Here is a 14,124-nt window from a genome sequence, read left to right as displayed (position 1 = left end):
CGCCCCTAGCCCTGCCCCCGCAGCGCCGCCAGAACGCCGCGCGCCACCGTGCTGGCGGTGCGGATCAACGCCGCCTCGGTGCTGCCGCCGACATGCGGGGTCATGATCAGCCGAGGGCAATCATAAAGCGGGCTGTCGTCGGGCAGCGGTTCGCGGGTGAAGACATCGAGCCCGGCGCCGAAAATCCGGCCCGCGCGCAACGCCTCGGCCAGCGCCGCCTCATCGACCAGGGCACCGCGGCCGGTATTGACCAGAATGGCGCCCGGGCGCATCGCCGCGATCTCGGCCGGACCCAGCACCGGAATTGGCCCCGGACGACCATGCAACGACAGCACGTCCGACCGCGCCAGCAGGTCGCCCACGTCGCGGGCCATCTCATACCCCTCCGCCGCCAGCGCGGCTGGATCGGCATGGGTGGACTGGACCAGCACCCGCATCCCAAGGGCGCGGGCCATCGGCGCGAACAACTGCGAGATCTTGCCCCAGCCCCAAAGCCCAAGGCAGAGCCCAGACAACTCGACGCCGCGGAACCTTTCGCGAAAGTCGTAATCCCCCGCCTGCATGGCCCGGTCCGAGACCGGGATGCCGCGCGCCACCGCCAACATCAGCCCCAGCGCATGTTCCGCCACGCTCTGCGCGTTGGCGCCGGGGGTAGTGACCACCGGGATGCCGCGCGCGCGGGCGATATCCATCGCCACCCGGTCAGTCCCGGTGCCATGCACGCCCAGCACCCGCAGGGCGGGCGCCAGATCGAAAGCCGCAGGCGGGAAACCCCAGTTGCGGGTAATCGCGGCCTCGGCCCCGGCAAGCAGCGGCGCCAGCACCTCCAGATCGGTCGAGGGCGCCAAGACCGGCTCCACCCCGCCCTCGGTCAGGATATCGAGGCCACGCCGGTCGATCGGTTGCAGGATCACGCATTTCATCGGTTGGTCTCCGGACCTTCGGCGCAGAAGACCGAGAGCAGGCGCGCAGCCTCGGCGAAATCCTCGATCTCCATCGCCTCGAAAGGGTTATGGCTGCCGTTGCGGTTACGGATGAAGAGCATGGCCGTTGCCACCCCATGCTGGGCGAAGACGGCGGCGTCATGGCCGGCGCCGCAGGCCATCGGCCGGGCGTCGATTTCCTGCTCGGCGGCGATGCGGGCGAATTGGGCGATCAGCCCCCGATCCATCCGCGCCGGTTGGCTCGACGTCTCCGGCCCCAGATGAAAATGCACGTCGCATTCCGCCTCGACCTCGGCCACGGCGCGGGCCAGTTCGCCACGCATCAGGTCGAGCGTATCCGGCTCTTCGCTGCGAATGTCGACCGAGAAATCGACCCGCCCCGCGACCTTGGAAAAGGCCGCCTGATCGCGGTCGGTGCCGATCTGACCGAAGGTCACCGCCAGATCACGCCCCGCGGCGGCAAGCCGTTTCCAGGCCTCGTCCAGCGCGACGACCAGCCGGGCGGTGGCCAGGACCGCATCCTGCCGGTGGCTGCGCGGGGTGGCGCCGGAGTGGGAATAGCTGCCCTCGCACCAGGCCTGGCGATGGCGGAAGCTGCCACGGATGCCGGTGACCAGACCAAGGGCGCGCCCTTCCTCCGCCAGCACCCGCCCCTGTTCGATATGCGGCTCGACAAAGGCGGCGATCATGGTCGGATCGAGATAGCCCTGCCCGGCGCGCAGGCGGTCGGTATCGCCCCCGGCCGAGGCGATGGCCGCCCCCAGCGGGATGCCGTCGCCGGCGCGGCGCACACTATCCAGCTCCTCGCCCCGAAGCGCACCGAAGGCGGCGCGGCTCCCGATATAGGAGGCACCGAACCAGGTGCTTTCCTCGGCCCGGATCGCCACGACCACCAGATCGCGCGCCGGCCGCAACCCCGCCTTGACGAAGCCCGAGGCCACCGCGAGCCCCGCCAAGACCCCGGCGGCGCCGTCGAAATTGCCCCCCGAGGGCACCGAATCCAGATGCGAGCCGACCATCACCGCCGGCCCCTCCTGCTGCCCCTTGAGCGTCATATAGAGGTTACAGCCCGCGTCGATCTCGCAGCTCATCCCGAGCCGGCGCGCCTCGCGCTGAACCATCTCATGGGCGATCTGCTCGCCCAGCCCATAGGAGGCGCGGGTGATGCCGCGTTCCGGGCGGCCACCGCCGGTGCGGACCCTGAGTTCGTCGAACAGCCGGACCGCAAGCGCGATATCGGGCATCGGCGCCGTTGCCGACAGCGGCGCGGCGCCCGGCGCATCCTGCGCCCGGGTCAGGTTCTGCATCGGGGCGGTGGTCATCTGCGCGTCAATCTCTTGATGATACTGTCCTGCACGCGTCCCAGATGCTCGGCCATCGCCGCCTCGGCGGCCGCGCCATCGCCAGCCTCGATCGCCGCCAGAACCTTGAGGTGTTCACGACAGGTGTCCTCCAGCCGCTCGGGCATGGCACGCAGGTCGAACATCTGGGTCTGCCGTCGTACCGTCTGGATGATATGGGCCAGTTGCGGATTGCCCACCGCCCGCGCCAGTCCACCGTGCAGGTTTTCGTCCAGATCCCGCACCACGGCGCGGTCGGCCTGCCCCTGGCCGGCGGCGAGAAGCGCCTCCAACTCGGCACGCAGAGCGTCGATTTCGGCCTGCGGCACCTTGCCCGCCGCCATCCGCGCCACCGGCGGTTCCAGCAGCAGGCGGATCTGCAGCGCATCCATGTATTCCTCGATCCGCATCTGCTTGACCTGCAGGCCACGGCTGCCCTGACGAATCAACAGCCCCTCGCCTTCGAGCATCAGCAGCGCATCGCGCACCGGCGTGCGCGACATCGACAACCGGTCAGCCAGCCGCCGTTCGGTCACCAGGTCGCCGGGACGCGCATCGCCATCCTCAATCAGCTTGAGGATGGCCTCATAGGCCTGCAGAGCAAGCCGTTTATCGGGCGAGTTCAGCATCACGCTCCCTTTATCCGCCGCGGGTCTCAGCCCCCCAAAGGGAAGCACAGGCACCCGGAACCTCGGCGTCCATCCTTGTCGTTCCAATCGCCCGGAACGCTAAACAGTTCCCCCCGATTAGCCCAGTCCCGGCATAACATGCAAATAGAATTCCATTGGTTGACTAGTGGTATACCACTTTCTAAGGTCGCCCCATAAACCGAGTCGCACGGCGGGTAACGTCGGCGCCATCACAGGAGAGGATCTGGATTTGGCCTTTGCCCCCCAGAGCATGCTGCCCTTCGCGCGCAGCGAGCTGGACGCGCGTCAGGCGCGGCTGCGCAAGACGCTGGCCGATCGCGGGCTGGACGCGATGCTGGTGTTCTCGCAGGAAAGCCTGTTCTGGCTGACCGGCTATGACAGCGGCGGTTTCGTCTTCTTCCAATGCGCGCTGGTCACCGCCGACGACCGGCCCATCGTGCTGCTGACGCGGCGGCCCGACCTGATCCAGGCGCGGATGACCTCGACCATCGAGGATATCCGCATCTGGTGGGACGCCGACGACGCCAATCCGGCCGAGGACCTCAAGGCGATCCTGGACGAACATGGGCTGAAGGGCGCCCGGGTGGCGATCGAGCTGAACACCCACGGGCTGACCGGCTGGAACCTCTGGCGCTGCCAGCAGAGCTTTGGCGACTGGTGCCGGCTGGAGGATGACGACCAGCTGATCCGCAAGCTGCGGGTGGTGAAATCCCCGGCCGAGATCGAGATCATGCGCCAGGCCGGCAAGATCTGCGACCGCGCGCTGAGCCGGGTGATCGCAGCGGCCCGCCCCGGCATTCTCGACAGCGATCTGAAGGCGGAATACCTCGCCTCGATCCTGGGCGACGGGGCCGACATGCCGCCGAACGCGCCGCTTTTCAACTCCGGCGAACGCGCGGTCTTCGGGCGCGGCGTCACCAATCCGCGCCGGCTTGAGGCCAACGACCAGATCCTGGTCGAATATCCGGTGCCGCTGAAGCATTACAACGTCAAGACCGAATGGCTGATCGTGCTGGGCCGGCTCAACGACGAACAGCGCCGCATGTATGACGTCGCCCGCGAGGCGCTGGCGCGGATGACCGACCTCGCCCGCCCGGGCACCTCGCTGGGCGAGATCTTCGACTGCTATGCCGATCACCTCGACCGCGCCGGCTTCGCCGCCTCGCGCTATGGCGCCACCGGCTATTCGGTCGGCATCTCCTATGCGCCCACCTCGATGGACGTGCCGCCGATGATCTATTCCGGCAGCGCCACGCTCTGCGAACCCGGCATGACGCTGTTCTATCACGTGATGAACGGCAATCAGGACAGCGGCCTTGCCATGGGCGTGGGCCATACCCTGCTTGTCACCGAAGGCGCGCCCGAGCGCCTCACCGATCTGCCCGACGACCTGACCGTCATCGCGTAGCGCCGCAAGGCCAATAAGACCGGGCCGCCAAAGTGCCCATCTGCCCCCCTCCCCCCGGGGCCCAACCTGACAGGAGAGTATCCCGTGAACCACCTGACCTTGAAACGCCGCCATGTGCTGATGGGGCTTGCCGCCACCACCGCGTTGCCTTCGATGTCCTTCGGGCAGACCGCTCCCAAACCCGGCGGAACGCTGAAGATCAGCCACTCCACCCGCATCGCCACGCTGAACCCGCTGACCCTGTCGGGACCGGCGGAATATCCCTGCATCGACATGCTCTATTCCCGGCTGACGCGGATCGGGCTCGACAGCCAGCCGCATCCCGATCTGGCGGAAAGCTGGGATGCCTCGGCGGATGCGACCGAATTCACCTATCACCTGCGCGCCGGTGTGACCTTTCACGATGGCTCGCCGCTCACCGCCGACGATGTGGTCGCCACCTATGAGGCGATCCTGAACCCGGACATCCCGGCCTCGGCCACCTCGGTGCTGAAGATGGTGGAGAAGGTCGAGGCACTGAACGATCTGACCGTGCGCTTCACCCTGTCGGCGCCCTTCGCCGACCTGCCGTTCTCGACCGCGCATGCCAATGCCTGCATCCTGTCGCGCAAGGCACTGGAGGGCGATCTGACGGCGCTGGAAACCAGCGTGAACGGCACCGGCCCCTTCAAGCTGGAGACTTATGACAGCGCTCGCATGGTGCGCATGGTCAAGCACGCGGCCTATTATATTCCCGGCAAGCCTTATCTCGACGCGGTCGAGATGATGCTCTTCCCCGATCTGACGGCCGAGACCGCGAACTTCCTGTCCGGCGCCACCGACGTGATGCTGACCGTGCAGCAGGCCGATTTCCAGCGCATCGCCGCCAGCGCCGGGATCGACGCCAAGCGGGTGAACTCGGGTCGCTATGTCTGCATCGTGATGCGTCAGGATGCCGAGCCCTGGTCCGACATCCGGATACGCAAGGCATTGGCCAAGGCGGTCGACCGTGACCTGCTGGTCGATATCATCCTCGAAGGTCTGGGCCGCCCCGCCTATGACAGCCTCGTACCGCCCGAGCTGCAATATGCCACCGAAAAGCCGGTGATCGATTATGACCCAGAGGGCGCCCGCGCGCTGCTGGCCGAGGCCGGCTATCCCAACGGGATCGAGGTGACGCTGGTGGCCTCGGACCGGCCGGCGATCCGCACCCAGACCGCCATCGCGCTGCAGCAGACCGCCGCCGCCGCCGGTTTCACCATCAAGATCGAGACGATGCCGCATGACACCTATCTGGCCAACGTCTGGATGAAGGGGCCGTTCTATATCGGCTATTGGGGCATGCAGCCGACCATCGACGCCACCTATAATCTGCTGCTGACCTCGGACGCCTCCTATCAGGACACCGAGTGGAAGAATGTCGAGTTCGACTCGCTGATCGCCAAGGGCCGGTCGATCACCGATCCGACGGAACGCGCCAAGATCTATGCCGAGGCGCAGGCGATGGAGCTGCGCGATACCCCCTATATCGTGCCCTTCTTCGAAGACGTGCTGACCGCCAGCCGCGACAGCACCCACGACTGGGAGGTGGCGCCGATTTCACGCTATTTCTTCGTCGAGAACGTCTGGCTCGACCAGTAAGACCGGGGAAACGAACGCGTGAGCCTCAGCTATCTGATCCGGCGCCTGGGCGCGGTGATTGTCGTCCTGGCCATTGTCACACTCGCGGTCTTCGCGATCACCAATGTGCTGCCCGGCAACGCCGCGCTGATGATCCTGGGCGAAAATGCGACCCCTGAAAACCTCGCCGCGCTCGAACGCCAGCTCGGCCTCGATCAGCCGCTCCACCTGCAATATCTTCATTGGATCGGCGGGGTGCTGCAGGGGAATTTCGGCATGTCGCTGCGGCTGGGACTGCCGGTCTCGGATGTTGTGGGCGGCGCCTTCGTGAACTCCCTCTGGCTGGCCGGCATCGCGCTGGCCACCGTCACCGTGATCGCGATCCCGCTTGGCGCCCTCGCGGCGATCAAGCGGGGCACGATCGTCGACACCGTGATCGGTCTCTTCTCCTATGTCGGCACCGCCCTGCCCGAGTTCGTCACCGCGACGCTCCTGCTGGTGGTCTTTGCCCGGCCGGAGAACCCGATCTTCCCGGCTGGCGGCTTTACCCCGCCGACCGAGGATCTGCCCTCGTTCCTCGATCACGCGGTGCTGCCGGCGATGACGCTGGGGCTGATCCTGATGGCCCATATCTCGCGCCAGGTGCGGTCCGAGATGTCCGAGGTGCTGTCGTCGGACTATGTCCGCGCCGCCCGGCTCAAGGGGTTGAGCGAAGGCCGGGTGATCTGGCGCCATGCTTTGCCCAATTCGCTGGCCCCGGCGGTGGCGGTGATCTCGCTCGACATCGGCTATCTGCTGGGCGGCATCATCGTGGTCGAGGAGATCTTCGCCTGGCCCGGGCTGGGCCGGTTGCTGATCTATGCGCTGCAGAACCGCGACCTGCCGGTGATCCAGGCGATCACCCTCCTGCTCGCCGTGGTCTATGCGCTATCGAACCTGCTGGCCGATCTGATCATCGCCAAACTCGACCCGAGAGTGCGCTATGCGTAAGATCCTCTCCTCTCCCAACGGGATCGCCGGCACGCTCCTGCTGATCATCGTGCTGTCCATCGCCCTGTTCGGCCCCTGGCTCGCCCCCTTCGACCCGCAGCAGTTCCACCCCCGCAACCGGCTTGAGGCGCCGAGCCTGCAATTCCTGCTGGGCACCGACCAATATGGTCGCGATATCCTGTCCCGCATCCTGACCGGCGCCCCCTCCACCGTCTTCTTCGGGCTGGGAGCCACCGCGCTCGGCGTCGGCGTCGGCTCGGTCATCGGGGTGATCGCCGGGGTCGCCGGCGGCCGCACCGACAGCCTGATCATGCGGTTGCTCGATGGCCTTCTGGCGATGCCGGAGCTGCTGTTCACCCTGCTGATCGTCACCTTCCTGGGCGGCGGCACCGGCCAGGCGCTGCTGGCGGTGGCCGTTACCTTCACCCCCGGCATGGCCCGCGTCGCGCGATCCTCGGTCCTGTCGGTGCGCACACGGGAATATGTGCTGGCCGCCATCGCCCGCGGCGAATCCCGCACCTGGATCGTCTTCCGCGAGGTGCTGCCAAACGCCCTGGGGCCAATCATCGTGGAAGCCACCATCCGGGTCAGTTTCGCCATCATGATCGGCGCCACGCTCGGCTTTCTCGGCCTCGGCGCCCAGCCGCCCTCGACCGAATGGGGGCTGATGGTCTCGGAAGCGCGGCAGTTCATGTTCCGCAATCCCTGGTGCGTCGCCATCCCCGGCATCGCCATCGCCATGACGGCGATGGGCTTCAACCTGTTCGGTGACGCCCTGCGCGACGCCTTCGACCCGAAACGGAGCCGCTGATGTCCGTATCCCCGAAGCCTCGCCCGGTGCTCGATGTCTGGGAGTATTCGCTCGGCTATGACACCGAGGACGGCCGGGTCGACGCCCTGAAGAAGGTCACCCTGCGCATCGCCCCGGGTGAAACCCACGCCATCGTCGGCGAAAGCGGCTCGGGCAAGTCGACGCTGGCCTGGGCGATCACCCGCGCCCTGCCGGGCAACGCCCGCGAGTTGGGCGGCGCCATCCTGCTCGATGGCGAGGACATGCTGAGCAAGAGCCCGCGCGCCCTGTCGGATCTGCGCGGCAAGCGCGTCTCGATGGTCTTCCAAGATCCGAGCGCGGCGCTCAACCCCTCGATGCGGCTCGGCGATCAGGTGACCGAGGTGCTGATCCGCCACCGCGGCATGACGCCGAAGGAGGCCCGACACGAGGCCGAAGCAGCACTGACCCGCACCGGCATCCGCAATCCGGCGCAACTGATGCGGCGCTATCCGCACGAGGCCTCGGGCGGGGAAAAGCAGCGCGTCATCATCGCCACCGCCTTCGCCTGCGCGCCCGAGCTGATCATCTTCGACGAGCCGACCACCGCGCTCGACATCCTCACCGCGCAGCAGATCCTGGAACTCTTCGTCAAGCTGCGCGAGGAAACCGGGGTGGCGGCGCTTTATATCTCGCACGATCTGGGGCTGGTGTCGCGGATCGCCGATACCGTCTCGGTGCTCTATCAGGGCGAGGTGGTGGAGGCCGGCGATGTTGAGACCGTGTTCAACCGGCCCGAACACCCCTATACTCGCCGCCTGCTGGAGGCGCTGCCGCGGCCGCAGGACCGCATCGCGGTGGCCGAGCCCAAGATCGAGACGCCGCTGCTGAGGCTCGACAAGATCAGCGTGCGCTATAACGACCCGGGCTGGCTGACCCGGCTGCTCGACCCCAAGGCCAAGGCGCATCTGGGCGCCAGGGAGATGTCCTTCGACCTGCGCGCCGGCGAACTGCTCGGCGTGGTCGGCGAAAGCGGGTCGGGCAAATCGACCATCGCAAAGGCCGCGACCGGGCTGACCCCCTTCGAGGGGCGAATCACCTTCGACGGCCGCCACTTCGACCGGCGCGAGGATTTCGACCGCGCCTATCGCCGTGACGTGCAGATCGTGTTTCAGCACCCCGACGCCAGCCTCAACCCGCGCGAAACCATCGGCCGCATCCTGTCGCGCCCACTCAGGCTCTATGACATCGTGCCGGCGGCGCAGGTGAAGGCGCGGGTGGCCAAGCTTCTCGAGATGGTGCTGCTGCCGCCCGAATTCGCCAGCCGCTATCCGCATCAGCTGTCCGGCGGACAGAAACAGCGCGTCGCCATCGCCCGCGCCTTTGCCGCCGAACCCAAGCTGGTGATCTGCGACGAGATCACCGCCGCGCTCGACGTCTCGGTGCAGGCGGCGGTGGCCCGGCTGCTGGTCGATCTTCAGGCCAAGAGCGGCGCCGCCTGTCTTTTCATCACCCATGACCTGAACCTGATCCGCCAATTGGCCCATCGTATCGTGGTGATGCGCCAGGGCGAGCTGGTCGACAGTTTCGCCGCCGCCGATGCCGAGCGGCCCGAACGCGCCGATTACACCCGCGCGCTGCTGAACGCGGTGCCGGTGGCCCATGCCCTCTCTCCCCTGCCCGAGGTTCCCGTAAAATGACCGATCCCCTTGCCCTAGCCCGTTCGATTGACGAAGAGGCCTGCCTCGCGACCCTTTCCGAGATGGTCCGGCACAAATCCTATACCGAGACCCCCGGCGAACGGGTGCTGGCCGAACATATGGTCAGGCTGATGCAGGACATGGGCCTGGATGAGGCCTATCTGATGCCAGTCGAGGGGGAGCGGGTGAACGCCATCGGCATCTGGCGCGGCACCGGCGGCGGCAAGAGCCTGCTGTTCAACGGCCATCTCGACACCAACCCGGCGACCGAGGGCTGGACAGTCGATCCCTGGGGCGGGCTGGTGGACGACACCTTCATCTATGGCATCGGCGTGTCGAACATGAAGGCGGGCGATGCCGCCTATCTCTGCGCCCTGCGCAGCCTGATCGAACGGGGCGTGCGGCTGAAGGGCGATGTCATCCTGACCTTCGTGATCGGCGAGCTGCAGGGCGGCGTCGGCACCTATGCGGCGGTGAAGAGCGGGCTGCGCGCCGATTATTTCATCAACTCGGAGCCTTCGGACCTGCAGGCGATCACCATGCACGCCGAGGCCTTCACCTTCGTCATCGAGCTGGAGGGCGTGACCCGGCATCTGTCGAAACGCGAGGAGGCGGTGGATGCCATCCTCGCCGCCTGCGAGCTGGTGCCGGAGCTGAGCGATCTGACCTTTTCCGACGCGCCGAGCGAGGAACACCGATCGATCAACCGGGTCCATGTCGGGGTGATGCACGGGGCGCTGGGGCGCGATCTGCACGAATGGCGCCCGCCGCAGGTGGCCGATTTCGTCCGCCTCAAGGGATCGGGCCGCTATGGTCCCGGGCAGACGCAGGACAACGCGCTGGCCGATATCCGCAAGGTGCTGGATGGGCTTTGCGCCCGCCACCCCGGGCTGAAGGCCGAGGTCCGGGCCGAGGCGCGCGCGGATCGCCCGATCATGCCCGCCTTCGAGGTCGCCAAGGACAGCCCGATCGTCACCGCGCTGAATGCCGCCTACAAGGCGGTGCGGGGCACGGATCAGCCGACCGGCGCCATCACCCCGCCGGGCTTTTTCGGCACTGATGCCGGCCATCTGTTCAAGCACGGCGGCATGACCGGCGTGGTCTGCGGCCCCGGCGGGCGATACAATACCATGCCGGATGAGCGGGTCGACATCGCCGATTATCTCGATTGCATCCGCATCTATCTTCTCACCCTCTGTCACATCTGCGAGGTCGCATGATCGCCCTGGATCAGGAATACCCCGGCCGCACCGGCAGCGGTCGCAGCGTCGCGCTGCGCTTTCCCGAGACCGAATATCGCGCCCGACTGGCCCGCACCCGCGCCCGGCTGGCGGCCGAGGGGCTCGACGCGCTGCTGATCTTCGCGCAGGAGAGCCATTATTACCTGACCGGCTTCGACACCGCCGGGTATGTCTTCTTTCAGGTCGGCGTGATCACTGCCAGTGACGACAAGACCGTGGTGCTGACCCGCACCCCGGACAAGCGCCAAGCCGAGGTTGCCTCGCTCTATGACGAGGTGCGCATCTGGCTGAACGCCGAGGACGCCGACCCCGCGGCAGAACTGCGCGAGATCCTCGCCGAGCTGGGCGTGACCGGCGGCAAGGTCGGGGTCGAGATGGACAGCCACGGGCTGACCGCCGCCAACTGGCAGCGGGTGGAGGCCAATCTTGCCGGCTTCGTCACCCTGTCGGACGCCTCGCATGTGGTGCGCCGGCTGCGGCTGGTGAAATCGCCGGCCGAACTGGAGATGACCCGCGCCGCCGGCCATCTGGCCGATATCGCCGTCATTGCCGCCTTCGATGCGGCAAAACCCGGCGTCTTCGACACCACAATGTCGGGCGCCGCCATCACGGCCCAGCTCGCCGCCGGGGCCGACATGCCCTCGGGCGGGCCGCTGCTGAACGTCGGCCCCCGCGCCCTGTTCGGGCGCGGCATGGGGGGCCCGCGCCGGCTGGAGGAGAATGACCAGATCCTGATCGAGCTTGCCGGCTCCGCCTGCCGCTATCATGTGGTGATCGAACATACCGCGGTGACCGGGCGGGTCGATCCGCGCCAGCAGACCCAGATGGATGTGGCGATCGACGCGCTCACCCAGATCAAGGAAGCAGCGGTTCCTGGCGCGCGGCTCGGCACGCTGGACGACATCCACCGCCGGGTACTGGACGCCGCCGGCTATGCCAAGGCGCGCTATGCCGCCTGCGGCTATGCGCTGGGGTGCACCTTCAAGCCGACCTGGATGGATGTGCCGCCGATGATCTATACCGGCAATCCGCTGGTGCTGGAGCCGGGGATGGTCTTCTTCGTCCATATCATGATCCCCGACGCCACCACCGGGCTGACCGCCGGCATCGGCCAGACCTTCGCCATCGGTGAGGACGGCCAGGGGGCCGAGACCTTCAGCGACCTGCCGCTGCAACTCTGGAACCTGTGACCAAGGCGGCGCGGACCGCCTGCCGCGGAATGGCGGCGGAGGGAGCCAAGTGCCGCCCCATCAGGCGCTCTGACGGATTTCCAGCGCAAAGCGGGTGCGCAGCGGCGCCGCGACCGCGCGAAGTTTGGGGTCGAGCAGGACCGTGATCGCCCCGGTCCCGATCTCGTCCGCATAGGGCACGATCGTCGTCAGCGTCGGATAGAGCTGCCGGCCGATGTCGTAATCGCCCCAGCCCGCCACCGCGACCTCTCCCGGAACCTCCAGCCCGCGGCGATTGCATTCGAAAACGGCGCCAACCGCGACCACATCGGTCGGGCAGAGGATCGCGTCGAGGCGCGCGTCCCGCGCCAGAAACTCGTCCACGATCCGCGCCCCGGCGCCGAAACCGTCGGCCGCCCGGACCGTCAGCACCAGATCGTCGGCGAGGCCGGCGGCGAACATCTCCTGCCGGAAGGCCGGCAGGCGCATCGAATAGCGCTGGCCGCCACCGCCCGAAACCTCGACAAACCCGATGCGCCGGCGCCCCTGAGCGATCAGATGTCGGGTCAACTGCCGGCTGGCCGCGCCCACATCATAGCCGACGCCGCGGCCGATCGCCTGCTCCCCGCCCCAGCTTTCGACGACCGGGGTATCGGCACGATCCAGCAGGCGGCGCAGTTCCGGCAGATGCGGCCCGGCCACAAGTGCCAGCCCGGCGACCCGCAAGCCCAGCAGGCTCTGCACCGCGGCAAGCTCCTCCTCCGGGGTTTCGGCGATCATCGTGATCAACTGATAGCCCCGCTCGGCGGCGGCCCGGCGCAGGCCGACGGTATAGTTGTAGAAGGAGGAGTTCCGCATCGACGGCAGCACCGCGCCGATCACCTGACTGCTGCCCGCCGCCAGAAGTCCGGCCGACAAATTGGGCACATAGCCCATTTCCGAAGCCATCTTCAGCACAGCGTTGCGGGTTTTTTCCTGCACCCGGTCCGGATAGCGAAAGCAATTGGACACGGTCATGGGGGACACGCCAGCGGCCCGCGCAACGTCTTGCATCGTCAGTCTTTTCTGAACTTCGGATCTTGGCGCGTCAGGCATGCTGTCTCTCTGGCTTGCAGCAGGATGCGGCGGGGCGCCCCGATTGACAAGAGGCCCCGGGCACCGCGATTTGCGCTTTACAAAGAATTTGTAGCGCTACAAATTCAATACAGACGCCTTTCCGGCACCAGTGGAGCCTGCATGACCGACGCGCCATCTGCCCTGACCCTTTCCGCGATCCGCAAGAAATTCGGCGCTCTCATGGCGGTCGACAATCTGGATCTCGCGGTCGCCCCCGGCGCGCTCGTCTCCCTGCTCGGGCCGTCGGGCTGCGGCAAGACCACCACCCTGCGCATGGTCGCGGGGTTCGAACAGCCGGATTCCGGCCGGATCGAGATCGGGGCCGAGGATGTGACCCGGCTCGCCCCCAATCGCCGCGGTCTGGGCATGGTGTTCCAGAGCTATTCGCTGTTCCCCCATCGCACGGTGGCGGAAAACATCGCCTTCGGCCTGCGGATGGCCGGCGCCTCGCGGCAGACCCAGACCGAGGAGGTGCGCCGCATGCTCGACATGGTGCATCTGTCCGGGCGGGAAGATGTCTTTCCTGCGCAGCTCTCCGGCGGGCAGCAACAGCGCGTCGCCCTCGCCCGGGCGCTGGTGGTCAACCCCCGCGTCCTGCTGCTGGACGAACCGCTCGGCGCGCTCGACAAGGCGCTGCGCGAGAGCATGCAGTTCGAAATCCGCGAGATGCAGCAGCGGCTTGAGATCACCACCCTACTGGTCACCCATGATCAGGAAGAAGCGATGTCGATGTCCGACCAGATCGCGGTGATGAACGGCGGTCGCATCCTGCAGCTTGGCGCGCCAAACGAAATCTACGACCGGCCGCAAACCGCCTTCGTGGCGACCTTCCTTGGCACCTCGAATCTGTTCGAAGGCAAGGTCGGCGCCGATGGCAAGATGCTTGAGAGTGTGGCCGGGTCGCTACCGCTGCCCGCCCCGGCGATGCCGGGCAGCGCGCTGACCCTGTCGATCCGTCCCGAACGGGTGGTGCTGGGCGGCGCCGCCGCCGGCCTGCCGGTGCAGCTTGCCGGGCGGGTGATCGCCAGCTCCTTCCGCGGCTCCTATGCCGCCTATCGCATCGCCCTGGACGCCACCGGGGTGGAGATCACCGCCTATCGGCAGGCCGACGCCGCGCTTGGCGCCGAAGGCCTCGCCATCGGCGACCGGCTGAGCCTCGGCTGGCCGGCCGAAGACAGCATCATCGTGACGGCCTGAG

Annotated in this window: 12 protein-coding genes; 8 read left to right on the top strand and 4 right to left on the bottom strand. The window is 67.3% G+C overall.

Features of this window, described 5'->3' with window-relative positions; all coding sequences use genetic code 11:
- Window positions 1–5: 5 nt before the first annotated feature.
- The 3 genes from ACN0V4_RS08990 to ACN0V4_RS08980 are packed head-to-tail and all read right to left on the bottom strand — an operon-like array spanning window position 6 to window position 2,913.
- Window positions 6–923 (bottom strand): NAD(P)-dependent oxidoreductase, encoded by a 918-nt coding sequence (locus tag ACN0V4_RS08990; RefSeq protein WP_417675193.1) that lies wholly within the window; start codon window positions 921–923, stop codon window positions 6–8.
- Window positions 920–2,266, bottom strand: a complete 1,347-nt coding sequence (locus tag ACN0V4_RS08985) for a hydantoinase/carbamoylase family amidase (RefSeq protein ID WP_417675192.1) — start codon at window positions 2,264–2,266, stop codon at window positions 920–922. Before ACN0V4_RS08985 ends, ACN0V4_RS08990 begins: the two co-directional genes overlap by 4 nt.
- Window positions 2,263–2,913: a GntR family transcriptional regulator gene (locus ACN0V4_RS08980; RefSeq protein WP_417675190.1), complete on the bottom strand. Its 651-nt coding sequence runs from the start codon at window positions 2,911–2,913 to the stop codon at window positions 2,263–2,265. The genes ACN0V4_RS08985 and ACN0V4_RS08980 overlap by 4 nt, the downstream gene beginning before the upstream one ends.
- A gap of 250 nt (window positions 2,914–3,163) precedes the next feature.
- On the opposite strand from ACN0V4_RS08980, the gene ACN0V4_RS08975 reads away from it, so the two are divergent.
- The 7 genes from ACN0V4_RS08975 to ACN0V4_RS08945 all read left to right on the top strand — a co-directional run bounded on the left by ACN0V4_RS08975 (window position 3,164) and on the right by ACN0V4_RS08945 (window position 11,831).
- Complete coding sequence (locus tag ACN0V4_RS08975; protein ID WP_417675188.1) at window positions 3,164–4,342, top strand: M24 family metallopeptidase; 1,179 nt, start codon at window positions 3,164–3,166, stop codon at window positions 4,340–4,342.
- An 84-nt stretch (window positions 4,343–4,426) separates the two neighbouring features.
- The gene (locus ACN0V4_RS08970; RefSeq protein ID WP_417675186.1) at window positions 4,427–5,962 is read left to right on the top strand and encodes an ABC transporter substrate-binding protein; all 1,536 of its coding nucleotides are present in this window, start codon (window positions 4,427–4,429) and stop codon (window positions 5,960–5,962) included.
- Window positions 5,963–5,980: 18 nt separating this feature from the next.
- Complete coding sequence (locus ACN0V4_RS08965; protein WP_417675184.1) at window positions 5,981–6,931, top strand: ABC transporter permease; 951 nt, start codon at window positions 5,981–5,983, stop codon at window positions 6,929–6,931.
- Window positions 6,924–7,742, top strand: coding sequence for an ABC transporter permease (locus ACN0V4_RS08960; protein ID WP_417675182.1), 819 nt, complete (start codon window positions 6,924–6,926; stop codon window positions 7,740–7,742). The genes ACN0V4_RS08965 and ACN0V4_RS08960 overlap by 8 nt, the downstream gene beginning before the upstream one ends.
- Entirely contained in the window at window positions 7,742–9,400 is a 1,659-nt protein-coding gene (locus ACN0V4_RS08955) for a dipeptide ABC transporter ATP-binding protein (RefSeq protein WP_417675180.1), read from the top strand. Before ACN0V4_RS08960 ends, ACN0V4_RS08955 begins: the two co-directional genes overlap by 1 nt.
- A complete protein-coding gene (locus ACN0V4_RS08950; RefSeq protein WP_417675178.1) occupies window positions 9,397–10,620 on the top strand; it encodes a M20 family metallopeptidase in 1,224 nt (407 codons plus the stop codon). Before ACN0V4_RS08955 ends, ACN0V4_RS08950 begins: the two co-directional genes overlap by 4 nt.
- On the top strand, window positions 10,617–11,831 hold the full coding sequence (locus ACN0V4_RS08945; protein ID WP_417675176.1) for a M24 family metallopeptidase: 1,215 nt from the start codon (window positions 10,617–10,619) through the stop codon (window positions 11,829–11,831). Before ACN0V4_RS08950 ends, ACN0V4_RS08945 begins: the two co-directional genes overlap by 4 nt.
- A 60-nt stretch (window positions 11,832–11,891) precedes the next feature.
- Here ACN0V4_RS08945 and ACN0V4_RS08940 read toward each other — a convergent pair whose 3' ends face one another.
- The gene (locus tag ACN0V4_RS08940) at window positions 11,892–12,863 is read right to left on the bottom strand and encodes a LacI family DNA-binding transcriptional regulator (RefSeq protein ID WP_417675174.1); all 972 of its coding nucleotides are present in this window, start codon (window positions 12,861–12,863) and stop codon (window positions 11,892–11,894) included.
- Window positions 12,864–13,046: 183 nt separating this feature from the next.
- Here ACN0V4_RS08940 and ACN0V4_RS08935 point away from each other — a divergent pair, with 183 nt between their 5' ends.
- Complete coding sequence (locus tag ACN0V4_RS08935; RefSeq protein ID WP_417675172.1) at window positions 13,047–14,123, top strand: ABC transporter ATP-binding protein; 1,077 nt, start codon at window positions 13,047–13,049, stop codon at window positions 14,121–14,123.
- The last annotated feature ends 1 nt before the right edge of the window (window position 14,124 follow it).

The organism is Pseudodonghicola sp. (assembly GCF_048268305.1).
Taxonomy (GTDB): Bacteria; Pseudomonadota; Alphaproteobacteria; order Rhodobacterales; family Rhodobacteraceae; genus Pseudodonghicola.
Note: the sequence above shows the minus strand (reverse complement) of the source record. Positions and strands in the feature narration are given on the sequence as shown.

Excerpts from the sequence above, each read along its gene's own strand:
- ACN0V4_RS08985 (WP_417675192.1), bottom strand. The coding sequence starts at position 2,266 with ATGACCACCGCCCCGATGCAGAACCTGACCCGGGCGCAGGATGCGCCG.
- ACN0V4_RS08960 (WP_417675182.1), top strand. The coding sequence starts at position 6,924 with ATGCGTAAGATCCTCTCCTCTCCCAACGGGATCGCCGGCACGCTCCTG.
- ACN0V4_RS08955 (WP_417675180.1), top strand. The coding sequence starts at position 7,742 with ATGTCCGTATCCCCGAAGCCTCGCCCGGTGCTCGATGTCTGGGAGTAT.
- ACN0V4_RS08980 (WP_417675190.1), bottom strand. The coding sequence starts at position 2,913 with ATGCTGAACTCGCCCGATAAACGGCTTGCTCTGCAGGCCTATGAGGCC.
- ACN0V4_RS08945 (WP_417675176.1), top strand. The coding sequence starts at position 10,617 with ATGATCGCCCTGGATCAGGAATACCCCGGCCGCACCGGCAGCGGTCGC.
- ACN0V4_RS08940 (WP_417675174.1), bottom strand. The coding sequence starts at position 12,863 with ATGCAAGACGTTGCGCGGGCCGCTGGCGTGTCCCCCATGACCGTGTCC.
- ACN0V4_RS08990 (WP_417675193.1), bottom strand. The coding sequence starts at position 923 with ATGAAATGCGTGATCCTGCAACCGATCGACCGGCGTGGCCTCGATATC.
- ACN0V4_RS08935 (WP_417675172.1), top strand. The coding sequence starts at position 13,047 with ATGACCGACGCGCCATCTGCCCTGACCCTTTCCGCGATCCGCAAGAAA.
- ACN0V4_RS08950 (WP_417675178.1), top strand. The coding sequence starts at position 9,397 with ATGACCGATCCCCTTGCCCTAGCCCGTTCGATTGACGAAGAGGCCTGC.